This is a genomic window from Mycobacterium sp. 852002-51961_SCH5331710, from assembly GCF_001665535.1.
GTDB lineage: Bacteria > Actinomycetota > Actinomycetes > Mycobacteriales > Mycobacteriaceae > Mycobacterium.
The window spans coordinates 152,927-169,320 of sequence record NZ_LZSQ01000100.1 but is presented as its reverse complement, the minus strand read 5'-3'; the positions used below and the strand labels follow the sequence as shown (position 1 = coordinate 169,320).

15 protein-coding genes are annotated in these 16,394 nt (G+C 66.8%); 9 read left to right on the top strand and 6 right to left on the bottom strand.

Annotated features, from left to right (window positions below; translation table 11 throughout):
* The first annotated feature begins 2 nt into the window (after window positions 1–2).
* From A5752_RS17520 to A5752_RS17485, 8 genes are read left to right on the top strand one after another with little or no spacing between them, the layout of a single operon-like run.
* Window positions 3–1,382, top strand: coding sequence for an MlaD family protein (locus A5752_RS17520; protein WP_067088007.1), 1,380 nt, complete (start codon window positions 3–5; stop codon window positions 1,380–1,382).
* On the top strand, window positions 1,379–2,452 hold the full coding sequence (locus tag A5752_RS17515) for an MlaD family protein (protein WP_156613958.1): 1,074 nt from the start codon (window positions 1,379–1,381) through the stop codon (window positions 2,450–2,452). Before A5752_RS17520 ends, A5752_RS17515 begins: the two co-directional genes overlap by 4 nt.
* 5 nt (window positions 2,453–2,457) lie before the next feature.
* Window positions 2,458–3,513 carry an MCE family protein gene (locus tag A5752_RS17510; protein WP_067088116.1) on the top strand — a complete coding sequence of 352 codons (1,056 nt, stop codon included), beginning with the start codon at window positions 2,458–2,460 and terminating at the stop codon, window positions 3,511–3,513.
* A complete protein-coding gene (locus A5752_RS17505; RefSeq protein ID WP_067088005.1) occupies window positions 3,510–4,610 on the top strand; it encodes an MCE family protein in 1,101 nt (366 codons plus the stop codon). The genes A5752_RS17510 and A5752_RS17505 overlap by 4 nt, the downstream gene beginning before the upstream one ends.
* Before the next feature lie 32 nt (window positions 4,611–4,642).
* A complete protein-coding gene (locus tag A5752_RS17500; protein WP_231983440.1) occupies window positions 4,643–5,908 on the top strand; it encodes an MCE family protein in 1,266 nt (421 codons plus the stop codon).
* Complete coding sequence (locus A5752_RS17495) at window positions 5,905–7,155, top strand: MlaD family protein (protein WP_067088001.1); 1,251 nt, start codon at window positions 5,905–5,907, stop codon at window positions 7,153–7,155. Before A5752_RS17500 ends, A5752_RS17495 begins: the two co-directional genes overlap by 4 nt.
* Before the next feature lie 45 nt (window positions 7,156–7,200).
* Window positions 7,201–7,854, top strand: a complete 654-nt coding sequence (locus tag A5752_RS17490) for an Rv1363c family protein (protein ID WP_067087999.1) — start codon at window positions 7,201–7,203, stop codon at window positions 7,852–7,854.
* A complete protein-coding gene (locus A5752_RS17485; protein ID WP_067087997.1) occupies window positions 7,851–8,588 on the top strand; it encodes a hypothetical protein in 738 nt (245 codons plus the stop codon). Before A5752_RS17490 ends, A5752_RS17485 begins: the two co-directional genes overlap by 4 nt.
* Here A5752_RS17485 and A5752_RS17480 read toward each other — a convergent pair.
* Window positions 8,578–9,015 carry a DUF2599 domain-containing protein gene (locus tag A5752_RS17480; protein ID WP_082963935.1) on the bottom strand — a complete coding sequence of 146 codons (438 nt, stop codon included), beginning with the start codon at window positions 9,013–9,015 and terminating at the stop codon, window positions 8,578–8,580. The two genes, A5752_RS17485 and A5752_RS17480, sit on opposite strands and share 11 nt — an antisense overlap.
* A 9-nt stretch (window positions 9,016–9,024) precedes the next feature.
* The gene (locus A5752_RS17475; RefSeq protein ID WP_067087995.1) at window positions 9,025–10,500 is read right to left on the bottom strand and encodes an aldehyde dehydrogenase family protein; all 1,476 of its coding nucleotides are present in this window, start codon (window positions 10,498–10,500) and stop codon (window positions 9,025–9,027) included.
* Between the two features lie 82 nt (window positions 10,501–10,582).
* Between A5752_RS17475 and A5752_RS17470 the strand changes: the two genes are divergently transcribed.
* Window positions 10,583–11,377 (top strand): FadR/GntR family transcriptional regulator, encoded by a 795-nt coding sequence (locus tag A5752_RS17470; protein WP_067087993.1) that lies wholly within the window; start codon window positions 10,583–10,585, stop codon window positions 11,375–11,377.
* Between the two features lie 4 nt (window positions 11,378–11,381).
* On the opposite strand, the gene A5752_RS17465 is transcribed toward A5752_RS17470, so the two are convergent.
* The 4 genes from A5752_RS17465 to A5752_RS17450 form a co-directional block, all read right to left on the bottom strand.
* The gene (locus A5752_RS17465; RefSeq protein ID WP_067087991.1) at window positions 11,382–12,590 is read right to left on the bottom strand and encodes a CaiB/BaiF CoA transferase family protein; all 1,209 of its coding nucleotides are present in this window, start codon (window positions 12,588–12,590) and stop codon (window positions 11,382–11,384) included.
* A gap of 46 nt (window positions 12,591–12,636) precedes the next feature.
* Complete coding sequence (locus A5752_RS17460; RefSeq protein WP_156613956.1) at window positions 12,637–13,701, bottom strand: DUF7064 domain-containing protein; 1,065 nt, start codon at window positions 13,699–13,701, stop codon at window positions 12,637–12,639.
* 166 nt (window positions 13,702–13,867) lie between these two features.
* Window positions 13,868–14,725 carry an acyl-CoA thioesterase gene (locus tag A5752_RS17455; protein WP_067087987.1) on the bottom strand — a complete coding sequence of 286 codons (858 nt, stop codon included), beginning with the start codon at window positions 14,723–14,725 and terminating at the stop codon, window positions 13,868–13,870.
* A 30-nt stretch (window positions 14,726–14,755) separates the two neighbouring features.
* Entirely contained in the window at window positions 14,756–16,330 is a 1,575-nt protein-coding gene (locus A5752_RS17450) for an AMP-binding protein (RefSeq protein ID WP_067087985.1), read from the bottom strand.
* Window positions 16,331–16,394: the final 64 nt, after the last annotated feature.

Below are 16,394 nucleotides of genomic sequence, written 5' to 3'. Positions count from 1 at the left end.
CGATGGCGCAGAGTTTCGAATCCGCGGCCAAACCCGTATCGGACTCGCGGCTGCTGCTGCGTGGACTCGCACTGTTGCTCGGCACCGTGCTGTTGGCGGCCGCGGCGATCGCCAAATCCGAAGGGGTGTTCTCGAACCGGGTCGAAGTGGTTGCCCTGCTCGCCAATGTCGGAGACGGCCTGCCGAAGGGGTCCGATGTCAAGTTTCGCGGTGCCCTGGTCGGCACCGTCGAAGGCGTCACCCCGAGCATCGACGGTGGCGACAACGAGGTCGACCTCAGCCTGGACCCGCATTTCGCGCACGCGATCCCGGCCACGGTCACCGCACGTGTCGTTCCCGGCAACGTCTTTGCGGTGTCGTCGATCCAATTGGTGGACAACGGTTCCGGCCCCGCATTGAGGTCGGGCGCGCAGATCCACCAGGACGACAGCCTGGCCACCGTCCAGTTCCAGACCGCGCTGTCGAAACTGCGTGAGGTGCTCGCCGCCGCGGGACGGCCCGGGTCCACCGACTCGGTCGGCGTACTGTCCGCCGTCGCCGAGGCGACCAGCGGTCGGGGTGACGAACTCGAACGTGCCGGCAGCGGGGCCAACCGCATCGTCGACCAGCTCAACCGCGTGATGGCCGACGACGGCACCGAGGCCACGCTCTCGGTGCTGTCCGAGACGCTGCAGGGTCTGCAGACCAGCTCACCGGACCTGCTGGACGCGGTGCACAGTGCGGTCGTGCCCATGCAGACCTTCGCTGAGAAGCGTCAGGACCTTGCCCACTTCCTGTCGGCAGGACACGCCACTTTCGGCGAAGTGGGCACGGCCTTCGAGAACAACACCGACCGGATGATCGTGATCACCACCCAGTTGTCGCCGGTGATGGGCGTGATGGCCGACGGTGCAGGCGCTTTCGCGCCGATCGTCACCCGGATCAACGACGTCACGAACCGCTTCTTCGACCACGTGTGGCATGAGGACAAGAAGATGGCGGTCGGCAAGTTCATGTTGGTCCTCACCCCGAACCGGATGTACACCCGTCAGGACTGTCCGCGCTATGGCGCCCTGGAGGGGCCGAGCTGTCGCACCGCCCCGCTGACTGCGGACCCGCCGGTGCTGCCGCGACAACTCGACCCGCGCAACTACCAGCCACCCGGCGGCAACGTGGGCCCGGTCGGCAGCCCCGAAGAGCGTGCGCAGCTGAGCGAACTGCTCGGACCGGAGCCGAATGCCGCCACGGAGTTGTTGTTCGGTCCGGTCGCCCGGGGGAACACCGTGCAGATCGTCCCGGATCCCTCGGCGCACGCAGCGGCGGTACCGCCGCCGGGATTGCCCCTGCCCGCGGAGGCCGCGCTTCCCGGGCCCACCGCTCCGGAAGGGAGGAACGGCCCGTGACGTCGACCGGCCCACCCGTCAGGACACCGCTGAGAAGGCATCTCCGCCCCCTGACCGGGCTGTGCATATTCCTCGTCGTCTGCCTGGCCCTGATCTGGACGGTGTTCGTCACCCTCAAGCGCGAGGTGGACGGCCAAACCCATTCGTACAACGCGATCTTCACCGACGTGTCCGGGCTGAAGGTCGGTGACGAGGTGCGGATGGCCGGTGTCAAGGTGGGTCGGGTCGACGACATCGCGCTCGACGGGACCGAGGCGCGGGTGCAGTTCCAGGTGCAGTCCGAACAGGTGCTGTACGGAAACACCAAGGCCGCCATCGTTTACCAGAACATCATCGGCCAGCGTTACCTCGGCCTGTCCCTCGCCGACTACGGCGATTCACGCGTGCTGCCCGCCGGCGCGGTGATTCCCGTCGAGCACACCGAACCGTCGTTCGACATCTCCCGGTTGCTCAACGGGTTCGAGCCGCTGTTCGCGCTGCTCAACCCCGACCAGGTCGACAATCTCACGACCGCCATCGTGAGGTCGCTGCAGGGCGACACCGGCGCGATCGCGACGATGATCTCCGAGACGACCCGCCTCGCCGAGTCCTACTCGGGCACCGACGCGATCCTCGACGGCGTGCTCGTCCATCTGAACAAGGTGGTGGCCTCGCTGGCCGACCACGGCGGTGCGTTGAACGACACCATCGATTCAGCGGAGACGACATTCAACGGATTCGCCGCACGCCGTGCCGAATTCGTCGACTCGATGGACCAGGTGTCGATCGTGGGCGAACGGTTGGCCAACGTCATCACCGACGTCCAACCGGACATGAGGGAATGGCTGGCCCGCGAACCGGGCTTCGCCAAACACTTCATGGAGGACAAACAGGGCTTCGCCTACATGGCTTTCAACACGCCGCTGATGCTCAAGGGCATGGCCCGGTTCAGCCAGGGCGGTGCCTACCTCGACGTCTACGCGTGCAACCTGACCGTCAGCCAGTTCCCGCGGATCGACAGCCTGATCAACGCGATCGTGCGGGAAGGCACGCCCGAAGACCGGTTGACCTACAGCCAGAAGTGTCGGTGAGGACGATGACAGAGGTGCTGGACAAGACGGCGGGAAAACGCGTGTGGCTCCGGTCCGTAGGGTCTTACAGCAAGTTTCAGCTCGGCGTGATCTCGGTCCTGGTCATCGCGCTGGCCCTCGGTGGGGCACTGGGTCTCAGCAGGCTGGGGTTGGGCAAGGACGTTTACACCGCCGAGTTCGCGCAGGCGGCGGGCTTGAGCGTGGGCGATCAGGTGACGGTCGCCGGTGTGCGTGTCGGTCGCGTAACCAGCATGAGACTCTCGCGCGACCGGGTGGCCGTCGGCCTCGAGATCGACGACGACATACCGCTCGGCTCGGCCACCCGCGCGTCGATCAAGCTGACCACGCTGCTCGGCGCCCGGTACGTCGACGTTCAACCGGCTGGCTCGAAGCCGTTGTCGGACAAACGGATCCCGTTGGCCAACACCGAGGTTCCCTACGACCTGCAGTCCGCCCTGCAGGATGCCACCACAACCTTCGAGGCGGTCGACGCCGAAAAGATCGCACAGTCGATGACGACGCTGTCGACCCAGTTGCAGGGCGCACCCGAGGTGCTCCCGCAGGCGCTGCAGAACATCGAGCACCTGTCATCGGTCATCGCATCGCGCCGGGATCAGATCTACGACCTGTTGCGCAGCACCGAACAGGTGGCCGAACTGCTCGGCAACCAGCAGCGCAGCCTGGGCCTGTTGATGACCCAGGGCCGCGAGGTCCTCGGCGATCTGGCGGCGCGCAAGGACTTGGTGGTCCGGTTGATCGATGCCACGACGAAGCTGGTGAATCAGCTGCGGCCCGTGTTGATCGGGGACCGGCAGCGCATCGACGAACTGCTGCACAACCTCGAGGGCATGCTGGGCGCGGTGGGCCGCAACGACGCGCTGCTGCGCAGCACGCTGCAGTTGATGCCTGTCACGGTCCGCAACTTCGCCAACGCCACCGGCAACGGCAACGAGTTCGACTTCACCTCTACCGGCGGCACGATGATCGACACGTTCGTGTGTGCGATCAGCGGGCGCGCCAAGCAGTTCAACCTGCCGCCGTACTTCGGGGACTGTAAATGAGTTCACGGACACTGCTGAAGCTCATCGCGATCGTCGCGATGGTGTGCGGCGCGTGCGGCTGTTCGAGCAATCCGTTCGGTGAGCGGGCGATGACGATCATCGGCCTGTTCGACAGTGCCAGTGGGCTTTACGAGGGTAACGCGGTGTCGATCCTGGGCATGCCGGTCGGCTCCGTCGAGAAGATCGAGGCGAAAGGCGCCTACGTCGAGGTGACGATGCGCGTCGAGCCGGGAGTCAAGATCCCGGCCGATGCACAGGCGGTGACCGTGTCCACCTCCATCCTCACCGACAGGCACGTGGAGTTCACGCCGGTCTACGAGGGTGGCCCGGCGCTCACTGACGGTCAGACGCTCGGGCTCGATCGCACCCGGACACCCGTCGAATTCGACGGAGTGCTGGCGATGATCGACAAGCTGGCGGTGCAGTTGCAGGGCGACGGTCATGGTTCCGGCCCGGTGGCCGACCTACTCTCGGTGAGCGCCGCGATGACCGAGGGCAACGGCACGAAGATCCGCTCGGCGTTGGGCGAGCTGTCGACGGCTTTGAAGATGAGCAAGGAACGCGGTGCGCCGACCGGCGACGCGATCACCAAGATCGTCACCAACCTCGAGAGCCTGACCACCGCGGCCGCCGAGAACGACCAGACCATCCGCGACTTCGGCTCCTCGATGCGTCAACTCAGCGACGTACTGGCGGCCGAACAGCTCGGCAGCGGATCGACCGGCGCGCAGATCAATCAGATTCTCACTGAGACAGCCGATCTGATCGAGGACAACCGGGAGGCCCTGAAGACGTCGACCGCGGGTATGGAGACGACCACGAAGGCGATCGCCGAGTACCGCCGCGAACTCGCCGAGTCGCTGGACGTGGCGCCGATGCTGCTCGACAACGTCTACAACATGATCGACCACGAGAAGGACGCCATCCGTGCGCACCCCGTGCTCGACAAGGTCGAACTCAACGGTCAGTTCACGAAGGAGGTCTGCAACCTGCTGGGCATGAAGCAGTTGGGCTGCACGACGGGCACTATTCAGGACTTCGGTCCCGATTTCGGGGTGACGAGCATGCTCGAGGGACTGGCAGGCCTCGGACCGTGACGGAGCCCGTGAAAGGGCCCATGACGAAGCCCATGACGAAGCCCATGACACTGGTACGCGCAAGCGCCCGCGCGCTCGGCGCACTCGCCGCGTCGGCGCTCCTGGTGGGTGCGCTCGGGGGGTGTTCGATTGGCCTGGACCGGGTTCCGTTGCCCGCGCCGTCCGTCGGTCAGAACTCCTACGAGATCAGCGCGACGTTCGCCAACGCGCTGAACCTGCCCGCCAAGGCGAAGGTTCGGTTGTCCGGCGCCGATGTGGGTGAGGTCCAGTCGATGACCGCCCGCGACTACACGGCGGTGGTGACGATGCGGATCTCTTCCGACGTCCAGATACCCTCCGGCACAAAGGCCGAGCTGCGTTCGGCCACTCCGCTCGGCGACATCTTCGTCGCGCTGACCCCGCCGCCTGGCGCTTCCGCAGCGACCGAACCGCTGCCGCCCGGCGCGGTGCTGCCGTTGGATTCCACCGCGTCGGCGGCGTCTGTGGAGGACGTGCTGAGCACCGCGGCGATGCTCGTCAACGGGGGAGCGATCCGCAACCTGACCCGGGTGATCAACGGTATGGGCCGCGCCGTGGGCGGCAAGGGTGAGGACCTCAACAAGTTCGTCGACGAATCCACCCGGCTGATCCAAAGCCTCTCGGCCCGCTCGGATTCGATCAAGCGCGCGCTGGCGCAGACCGACGACCTCTCCGCGACGATGGCGGCCCGCCAGCAGTCCATCGATGCGGCCGTCGAGGCGGCGGGTCCCGCGCTGGGCGCCGTCGCCGAGAACACCGACCGCATCGTCGATCTCATCGCCCAGGTCAACCGGATCACCCTGCAGCTGGCCAAGTTCCCGTCGGTGCGCGGGGAAGAGTCGCGCAGCATGATGGCCGACCTCAACAGGCTCTCGGAGGGGCTCAACGAGGCGTCGACGGCTCCCGGCGCGTCGTTGGCCAACTTCAACCTGATGTTCGGCCCGATACTCAAGACCACCAACTCGACCGCGTCCAACGTCGAGATCGATCTCGCGGACTTGGCCGTCGGCGCATTCGCCGATCGGTTCCACCCGGCCGATCCGGGGAGCCGGGGGCCGGGCCGCGAGGACTTCCGCAACCTCGTCGGCAGCATCTCCTACGAGCTGTTGATGATTCGCAACCGGTTCTGGGGCAAGCCCACGGCGCCGCCCGGTGTGGTGCCTCCACCGAACCTGATCGGGCCCAACCCGGCCAACCTCACGCCCGCTCCGCCGCCGCCAGGCCTGCCGCCACCCCCGCCGACTGCCCCGCCGGGTGCGTCTCTGGAGGGACCGCCATGAGACTGCTGTTGAACGCGCTGCGGTGGGCCAAGGTGCGCCGTCTCGGGCTGTCGGCGTTCGCGCTGGCGATGATGTTCGTTGTCGGCGTGACGTATCTGATGTTCGGAACGCTGCGCCTCGATCCGGTGAGCACCGAGTCCCTGGTTCGCGTCCATCTCGCTCAGACCGGTGGCCTGCTGCCGGGGCAGGACGTGACGCTGCGGGGCGTACCCGTGGGCCGGGTGCGCTCCATCGAATTGTCCGACACCGGCGCCGTCGCGGTGGCGGCGCTGCATCCGGGCACCCGGATTCCCACCGACACCGAGGTCAGGGTCTCCGCGCTGTCGCCGGCCGGTGAGCAGTATCTCGACTTTCGCGCGGACCGCAACGACGGTCCCTACCTCGCCGACGGCGCCGAGATCGCCAGCGATCGAACGCGAACACCGGTGACGCTGGCCAAACTGCTCGGCGATCTCGACGGCACACTCGAACAGGTCGACAGCGCGCGGTTGTCGGCGGTCCTCGACGAACTGCGGGTCGGCCCAGAGGGGGCGGACAAACTCGCCGCGATTCTCGACGGTGGCGCATTTCTGGTGTCGACGCTGGATTCGGTTCTGCCCCAGACGGTCAGTCTGATCCGCAACAGCAAGGTGGTGCTGTCGACCGTGCGGGACGTCGGCCCGGGCATGGCCGCGACGTCGTCGGACTTGTCGACGATCCTCAGCGGTGTCGAACGCATGGACGGCGGATACCGGACCCTGCTCGACCGTGCACCCGAGGCGTTCTCGGGCATCGACGCCGTGATCGCCGACAACTCGCCGACGATGGTGCAGTTGCTCGGGAACCTGACCACCGTGTCCCAGTTGGCGTATCTGCGGGTGCCCGCCCTGCAAGAGTTCTTCTTCCCGCAATACCGGACCGGGTCGGCGCTCGAAGCGGTCGGCAGCACCTTCCGCGACGGCGGGGTGTGGGGAGCGGTGAGCCTGTACTCGCGATACGGCTGTGACTACAACCTGCCCAAGGCGCCGCCGACGCTGACCGACTTCCCGGAGCCCTTCCTGTACACCTACTGTCCGAACCCCGACCCGAAATACCTTGTTCGCGGCGCCCGTAACGCACCGCGTCCACCCGGTGACGACACCGCGGGACCGCCGCCCGGTGCACATCCGTTGCAACGTGCCGATCCGGTTCCCACCGGTCCGCTCACCATCCCGACGCCGTACGGCGGTCCCGCCCTCCCGCTTCCGCCACCGCCGAGTGGGCCGTGAGGCGAAGCAAACGGACCGGCTCGATTACCCTGAAAGGAGCAATAGATGACTAACCGCGAACAGGTGCTGACACTGGACGCCACCGAGGACGACGACGCCGACGAGACCCGGCCGGAGGAAGCCGGCGAGGAGGCCACCGCCGGCGAGCCCGAATCGGAGCCGGAGGCGAAAGCAGATGAGCCCGATCCTGATTCACCGCGGCGACGGTGGCTGCGTCGGCCCAGTAGGAAGGACGTCGCGCTGGGGCTTGGTGCCCTGCTCGTGATCGGATCGCTGGCCACCAGCGTGGTGCTGGCCCTCGACTTGAAGCGGGAGCGGGAGGTGACCGACGCCGGTCAGCAGGCCCTCGCCGCGGCGCAACAGTACGCGGTCGTCCTCACCAGCGTCGACGCCTCCAAGCTCGACGAGAATTTCACGGCGGTGCTGGACGGTGCGACCGGCGACTTCAAGCAGATGTACAGCGAGTCCAGCAATCAGCTCAAACAGGCGCTGATCGACAATAAGGCCAGGGCCGACGGCAAAGTCATCGCGGCCGGCATCAAATCGGCGACCAAGGACAAGGTCGAGGTCATGCTCTTTCTCGACCAGTCGGTCACCAACGCGCTGAATCCCGAACCGCGCCTTGATCGCAACCGCATCATCATCACCATGGAAAAGGTCGACGGCCGCTGGCTGGCCAGTGATGTCGTGCTGCCGTGAGCCGGCTTTTCGCGCGGTGGGCGGGCGTCGTCCTCGGCGTGGCGCTGGTCGGGGCGTTCATCGCGACGTCGCCGACGGCCGCCGCTGACACCACATCCAACGGGGTCACCTACACCGTCGTGCCCGACGTGCGCGGCGGGACCAGCCCGCAGGGCCCCGGTGAGTGGACAGTGAACTACGAGAAGCTCGCGGGCGGGGACCCGGCGGTCACCGATGCGATCAACAGGATCCTCGACGACGAGGCCGACGGTCTGGTGTGGCTCTTCGCCGCCAGCGCCAGCAAGAGCTCGCGATGGGTGTTCAACACCCAGGGCAGGCTGTTGTTCCGGCCGATGACCATCTCGGAATTGTGGCAAGGCCAGTACAACGCCTTCGACCTGCCGAACATGCCCGTCGATACCGTCGCCACACGGGTTTTCGACTCCCGCAGCGGGATTCAGATCGTCTGGAAGAACCTGTTCGTCGACGAGCAGGCCGGGCTGAACAGATTGGGCGAGCTGACGAAGAAGATCCTGCCCGCTACCTACCCGGAACCGCCGCTGGGCGGATGGGGCGAGTACTACGCGGGGTGGGCTCCGGTGGAACGCAACTTCCGATTTTGGATTCCGACCGATGCCGGCATCCAGATGTATTTCCCCGAGGGGCAATTCGGCAGGGAGGTGCGTTCGATCACGATCCCGTGGGCCGGGGTGGCCGATCTGATCGATCCGGTGTTCGCGCCGATCACCAGTTGAGGACGTCATCCGGTCCGCCCGGATTGCATCCCGAATTCTGCATGATGATGCTCGACACGACCGGTCGCCACGGCTCGAGGTTCCACGTGCCGACCTTGCCCGGATTGGTGAAGGTGGACAGCTGCCAGTAGCACATGAACTGGTTCTGCATGGACAGTGTGTTGGCGTCGGGCGCATGCTCGAGCAACTCGGCCCACGCGTCGTAGCTCTGTGCGCCGTTGCTGAACGGGCCTGACCCCGCCCAGCCCCACGGCGTTGGGTAGATCCGCAGAGTCGCGCGGTCGCCGTGGTACTCCCAGACGGTGTGGTCGATGTAGTCGGGCGAGCCCGGTGGCCGCGGCGGCGGTGGTTGCGCATGTGCCACCACCGCACCGGATAAGAGCACGGCGACACCCGCCGCAGCGGCGAGCGTTCGACCCAGTCTCACAACCTCACCTCAACCCACCGGCCACTGAAGCGCCTTGTGCTGCAAGTACTCCGAAAGCCCGTGCTCACCGAACTCACGCCCGATGCCGCTGTGCTTGTACCCGCCGAAGGGCGCGCTCGGATTCAGTCCGCCGCCACCACCGTTGATGATGACCGTACCGGCGCGCAACCGGCGTCCCACCGCCACCGCCCGCAGTGGGTCGGCCGACCAGACACCGCCCGCCAAGCCGTAACGGCTGTCGTTGGACAGCCGCACCGCCTCGTCGTCGTCGCTGAACGGGATGACCACACCGACCGGGCCGAAGAACTCGTCCTGGGCGATGCGCATCGAGTTGTCCACCCCGACGAACAATGTCGGCTCCACGAAATAGCCACGTTCCAACTGCGCGGGACGCTTTCCGCCGAAGGCGATCTGCGCACCCTCCTCGACTCCGGCGGCGATCAGCGACTCGACCCGCTGGCGTTGCACATCGCGGATCAACGGGCCCATCATCGTCGCCGGATCCGACGGGTCGCCCACGCTGATGAAGCCGAGCACTCCGGCGATGCGGGCGACCAGCTCGTCGTGCAGCGACTGGTGCACGAGGATCCGGGTCAACAGCGCGCAACCCTGGCCGGCGTGAGTGACGATGCCCGCGAGCACACTCTCCATCACCTTGTCGAGATCGGCGTCGTCGAGGATGATGTTCGCCGACTTGCCGCCCAGTTCGAGAACGACCTTCTTCAACGAGTCCGCCGCCTGCGTATAGACCCTGCGGCCCACCGCATCCGAGCCGGTGAAGCTGACCAGGTCCACCCCGGGATGTGTCGTCAACGCCTCCCCTTCGGGGATGTCGCCGGTGACCACGTTGAGCACGCCCGGCGGCAGACCGGCGGCCTCGGCGACCTCACCGAGCACCAGCGCCTCCAGCGGCGTGTACGGCGACGGTTTGAGCACCGCGGTGCACCCGGCGGCCAACGCGGGTCCGATCTTGGCCAGGTTCAGCAGGAACGGGAAGTTGAACGGGGTGATCAGGGCGGCGACGCCGTAGGCTTCGCGCATCATCATGCCCTGGCCGATGCCGTGGCCCATCACGGGGCGCACCGGCGGCTCGAAGTCGAACTGCGGCAGTACCCGATCGGTCAGGTCACGGAAGTGATCGATCGGGGTACCGACCTGAAGCATCTCGGCGAGCATGCGGGTCGAACCGGCCTCGGCGATGTTCAACTCGATGAGTTCGTCTCGGCGGCGGGTGAGTTCGTCGGCCATCGCGGCCAGGACGCGGCCACGCTCGGCCGGGCGCATCGTCGGCCACGGTCCCTCGTCGAACGCGGTGCGCGCGGCGGTGACAGCGGCGTCGACGTCGGCGACGGTCGCCTGCGGCACCTCGGCGATGGATTCTTCGGTCGCCGGGTTCACCACCGTGACGGTGTCGTTGCCGGCACCCGACGTCCAAGCGCCGTCGATGAACAAGCCCTTCTGCGTGGAGACGGTCGTCGCTGTCACTGAATTCCTCCTAGGTGGGCGTCATTGAGTAAGCTGAATTAGCTATTTCGTTGGCATCTTCGGGGAGTGGGGTAGGAGGGCGATGGAACTGAACGGCCGTGGCGACCGCTCGTCCAAGCTCGTCCGTGCCCCCAAGACCGCCGAGCTGATCGCTGAGCACCTGCGCAGCAGCATTGTCCGCGGGGTGCTCAAGAAGGGCGACGCACTGCCGACCGAGGTGGAGCTGGTGCGGCAGTTCGGGGTTTCCCGACCCACACTGCGCGAGGCATTCCGGATCCTGGAGAGCGAGTCGCTGATCGTGGTGCGCCGCGGGTCGCGGGGCGGCGTGCTGGTGTCCTCGCCTGAAACCGCGGTGGCCGCACGAGATTTCGGCCTGCTGCTGCAGATGTCGAAAACCACGCTGGCCGATGTGTACGAGGCGCGAAAGGTGTTCGAGCCGGCGGCCGTCGAGCTGCTGGCCAAACGGGCCAGACCCGACGACATCGCCGAATTGCGGTCCACGTGTTCGGCTTTGGCTGCCCTGATCGCCGAAGGCGCCGAGGGCGCCGACCTCGGCGAGTGGTCGGCGGTCGTCTTCCGGTTCCACGACGTCATCCTCGAACGTTCCGGAAACAACACCATGGCCCTGGTCGGGGCGGTGCTGCGCGATGTCATCACCAAGCACATGGATCGCGCGGTCACCACCGCCGCCGGTCCCGAGATGATCGAAAAGCAGTTCAAGCAGACGCTGCGCACCTTCGAGAAGTTCATCGCGCTGATCGAGGACGGGGATGCGGGGGCAGCCAGGGAACTCTGGACCACCCACATGAATCGTGCGGGCCGCCAGATGCTCTGGGGCGACCTCGCCAACGAAACGGTCCTCGACCTGTACTCCTGACACGTCAGCCCAGCACTCCCTGTTCGCGCAGACCCGCGATCGTGTCCCAGTCCATGCCGCAGTCCAGCAGGATCTCCTCGGTGTGCTGGCCGAGTTCGGGTGCGGGGCCGACCGGAGCGGTTGGCACGCCGTCGAATTGGTAGGGCGGGGCCACCAGACGGAACGGTTTGCCGTCGGTGCCGACGACTTCGGGCAGATAGCCGTTCTCGGCGACCTGCGGGCTGGCGCAGACCTCCTCGAACGTCGCGGCCGCGGACCAGACGCCGGAGAAACCGGCCAACGCGCTGCGCCACTCCTCGAGCGTGCGGCTACCGAACGTCGCGTCGAGTTCCGCGACGCACTCGGCACTGTTGACGAACCGCGAAAACGCGTCGCGAAACCGCTCGTCGTCGATCAGGTCGTCGCGCCCGATCAGTGTGCAGAGTTCAGCCCAGAAGCGGTCGGCCTGCAGGCACACCAGGTTCAACCAGCGGTCGTCGGAGGTGCGGTAGTAGTTGACGATCGGGTTCGGTGCCGCCTTGCGTTCCATGCGCGGCAGTTCTTTCGAACCGGTCGCCGCCGCGGCGATGTCGGGGCCCATGGTCCACATCCCCGTGTTCAGCAGCGAGACGTCGATCAGCGCGCCCTCACCCGACCGTTCCCGCCGGAACAGTGCCATTGCCACCGCACCGGCGATCGCACTGGAACCCTGCAGGTCGAAGAACGCGGCGGGTTGCGCGGCGGGTTCCGTCGCCCCCGGTGCGGTGAGCTTGTTCTGCACGCCCGCCGCCGACCACGCTGCGGCGGAATCGAAACCACCGGTCGACGCGTTGGGCCCGGTGCTTCCCCAACCGGACCCCCGCACGTAGATCAGCCGAGGATTGTCCGCGCGAAGATCGTCGGGGTCGATGCCCAGTTTGGCCCGGACCTTCGGCAGGTAGCTGGTGAGGAACACGTCCGCGGTCTTGACGAGCCGGTGCAGCGCGTCGATACCGGCCGGGGTGGTCAGGTCGAGGGTGATGCTGCGCTTACCCCGATTGGGCACGTGCAGAAAGGGGTTGGGTGCGCTGTCGTCGGCGTTGAGCGCATTGCGCAGCGCACGCTGGGGATCACCGGTCGGGGGCTCCACCTTGATGACGTCGGCACCGAGATCGGCCATGATGGCGCCGGCGCCGGGTACGAAGGTCCACGCCGCCACTTCGACGACGCGTACACCCTCAAACGGTCCAGCCATACTCATCCTCCTGCTGCCTGCGAAGGGTCGAAGTCCGATGCGGGCGTCACCGAACCGCCTGAAGCGCGTCACGCATCCGAGCAAAATGCTTGGGCTCCCAGATGTCCTGGTCCTCACCCCATCCGATCCGCCCGTCCATGTCGAACCGCATCAATGCCGTACTGCCGCCGCCGTATTCGCTGATGTGGCTGACGGTGAAGCCCTCCGTGGCCATCTGCCTGCCCAGCGTGTCGGTCAGCCGGAGCTCCATGTGCGAACTCCATCCCGTGACCGGGTCGCGGTAGTTCTTCATGACACTGGCCGATTTGACGAGCGAGGCGAATTCGCCGTCGCGCAGCAGCCAGCCGTGGTTGAGCGGTGACCAGCCGTCGGGGCCGCCCTCGGCCACCCGCACGAACGCGAGAAACCCGGCCTCGGGCCCGGTGTGGGCGAACACGTACTGGATGCGTCCACGTCCGCGTTCACGCTCGATCTGCCGCCACTGTGGCCCGCCGGGGTGCAGGACCCGCCCGTTGTCGTGCGCTGGTTTGTCGCTGCCCGGCTTCCGCGGAGGGCGAGGCGCGCCCCGCGGCGCCCAGGACCGGTCGCGCACCGAGTAGCAGTCGATCGGGATGTGCTCGCCGTCCAACGTCAGCACGCCGGTCACGTGACCCACCTGGTCGAAGTGGGTGTGGTTCATGAAGGGCGGCTCGCCGGGGGTGAACCGGCGCGGATCGTGCAGGCCCTCGAAGTGCAGGCGGATGGCGAAGTCCGCTGTCGCATCGGCGAACTCGATCTGGTACTCGCGCAGGGGTCGCAGCATGCGCACCGAGAAGCCGCCGCCGGGGATGGCGATGTCGCGCAGGTCCGGGTCCGGATCCGTCACCGGGACCTCGGTCTGCATCCGGAAGTAGCGCAGCTGGTCCGGGTGGGCACCGCGCGGGTCCCACACGTAGACGCGCCAGGTGACGGTGCGCCGCGTGGTGTGGAAGGTGGCGTGCAGCCAGCAGCCGATCTTGCGTTCCGGGATGTTGAAAGACCACCAGGTGGTCTCGGCCCAATACGGGTCGCCCTCCGGGGCCGGATGGAAATTGTCGTCGGCGGGCAGCATCGGCGTATCGGCGGTGATCATCGAGGTTCGATCCGCCTGGTCTGTCGTGTCCGTGCGATCCGTGCGCGTCGTTGCGTCCGGACTGCTGGCCCGTGGCATGGCGTCATCCTAACGTAAAGGATACTAATTTAGGCGATACTTCCCAGATCGATGCGAATGCTCCGACGGGCGTCCTGACCCGCGCGAATCATCGTGTGTCCGAACGCTTCTCGCCGCGAGGGCGGCGGATGTCGAACAGCGACTCCTGGGCGAGGGTGGCCACGAGCGTGCCGTCCGTGTCGTAGAGGTGGCCCGAATACATGCCGCGTCCGCCCGCGGTCGCGACGGGATCGAGATCGATCAACAGCCAGTCGTTCGGATCCGCACTCCGGTGCAGCCACACCGCGTGGTCAACGCTGGGCAGCAGGCCGACCTGCTCGATCTGCGGTGCCCGGGACAACCCGGTGCACAGGTCGGAGAGGAACACCACGCCGCAGGCCCGCACGTTGGGGTCGTCGGCCAACGGCTCGCGAATGCGCAACCACATCCGTGCCGGCCAGCGGTACCACGGCCGGGTGTCCTCGGGAACGCGCGCCTCCACGTCGAAGGTGCGTGAGGCGCTGAGCTGGTGGGTGTCCAGCTGCTCCGGCGGCTGCGCCCGCGGTGGCTCACCGGCCTGATACTCGGGCGCATCGGGCTTCGGGCGGCTGAACGAGCAGGACATCGAGAAGATCACGTCGTCGTTCTGTACCGCGGTGACGCGTCGTCCCGAGTAGCGCCCGCCGTCACGGTCGCGTTGCACCCGCAGTTCGATCGGAGCGCTGGCGTCGCCGGCGAGCAGAAAATAGCCGTGCATGGAATGCGCGACGCGATCGTCGGGGACGGTCAAGCTCGCGGCGCGCAGCGCCTGCGCGGCCACCTGCCCGCCGTAGATCGTGCGCCTACCGGTCACGCTCACGGGGTCGGCCCGAAAGCGGTCGTGGGGCAGCGCTTTGATGTGGAGCACTTCAGCGACGGTGGTCGGGGTGACCTGTTCGCCGTCGAAGACCTCGCGGGTCAAGCTCATTGCGATCCTCGGCTCGTGGTCGCGCTCACCTCAGACCCGCCTGCCCGCTTCGGCCCAATAGGCGTCCCTGATCGAGCGTTTCATCAGCTTCCCCGTCTCCGTGCGCGGCAGTCGAGCGGTGAACTCGACCGAGCGTGGACACTTGAAACCCGCGAGCCGCGAGCGGGTGAAGGCGATGAGTTCGTCTGCCAGGGAGCCGGACGGCTCCGCCTCGGCGACGAGTTCCACCACCGCCTTGACCTGTTCACCCCATTCCGCATCGGGAATCCCGATCACCGCCACGTCGGCGACGGCCGGATGGCTCGACAAGACGCCCTCGACCTCGGCCGGATAGATGTTGACGCCGCCGCTGATGATCATGTCTTTGGCGCGGTCGCAGATGAACAGATAACCATCCTCGTCGAGATAACCGACGTCGCCCAACGTGAAAGCGTTGCCACGGTACACCGATGCGGTGAGTTCGGCGTCGTTGCGATACTCGAAGCTCGGCCCGTTCAGAGATTCGATGTAGACGTTTCCGATTTCGTTGGCGGGCAGGGGCTTTCCCTCGTCGTCGAGGATCTTGACGCTCATCCCGCGGACCGGCCTGCCGACAGTGCCCGGCTTCTGCAGCCACCGATAGGGCTTGGCGATGGTGGCCGCACCCTCGGTTCCGCCGTAGGTCTCCCAGATCACCGGACCCCACCAATCCATCATGTCCTGCTTGACCTGCAGCGGGCACGGGGCCGCGGAATGCACCACCGAACGCAGGCTCGACACGTCGTACTTACTGCGGACATCGCGCGGCAACTTGAGCATGCGCACGAATTGGGTCGGCACCATGTAGGCCGACGTGACCGGGTGCCGGTCGATGGCGGCCAGGGTCTGCTCCGCGTCGAACTTGCCGAGGATCACCAGCGCCTGACCGACGTTGAGCGCCCCGAGATAGAAGCTCTGGCAACCGGCGTGGTGCATACCGGTCGAAACCAGGTGCGCACCGTCGAAGGGGCGGAAGTCGAAGGCCCGCCCGAACACCGCCATGGCGTTGGCGGCTTCGGACGGATCGCGGTTGTCCAGTGCCCGCACAATGCCCTTGGGTTTCCCGGTGGTGCCGCTCGAATACCGGATGGTGTCGCCCTGTCTGCGGTTCTCGGGCGGGGTGGACGGCTGATCGGCGACCAACTCGGCATCGGTGACGAACCCCGCCGGTACGCCGTCTCCGGGTGCGGCACCGGCGACCACGCGCAGTGTGGCGCCGCCCACGGCGGCGGCGCAGCGATCGAGGTAGTCGACATGGGATACCAGCGCGGTGGCGCCGGAGTGCTCGAGGATCGAGGCGAATTCGTCGGTCGACAACGTCGGGTTCAGCGTCAGATAGCGCAGGCCGATCTCGGTGGTCGCCAACTGCCACACGATGGCGTCGACGTCATTGGGTAGCGCGTAGGCGACCACTTCACCGTCGCGCAGGCCGTGGGCGCGCAGCGCATTGGCCACCCGGTGGGCCGCCGCGGCGAGTTCGCCGAAGCTCATGGTGCGCCCGCTGGGTGACTCGGCGATCGCCGGTGCGTGGGGGCGATCTTCGGCGATCCACCACACTCCGAGTCGCTGGTCCCACGGATGCTTCACGTGCGCTCCCCTCTTGAATTAGCTTAAACAGTATACTCAACACCGAGCTCTGAACAGGCCCCGA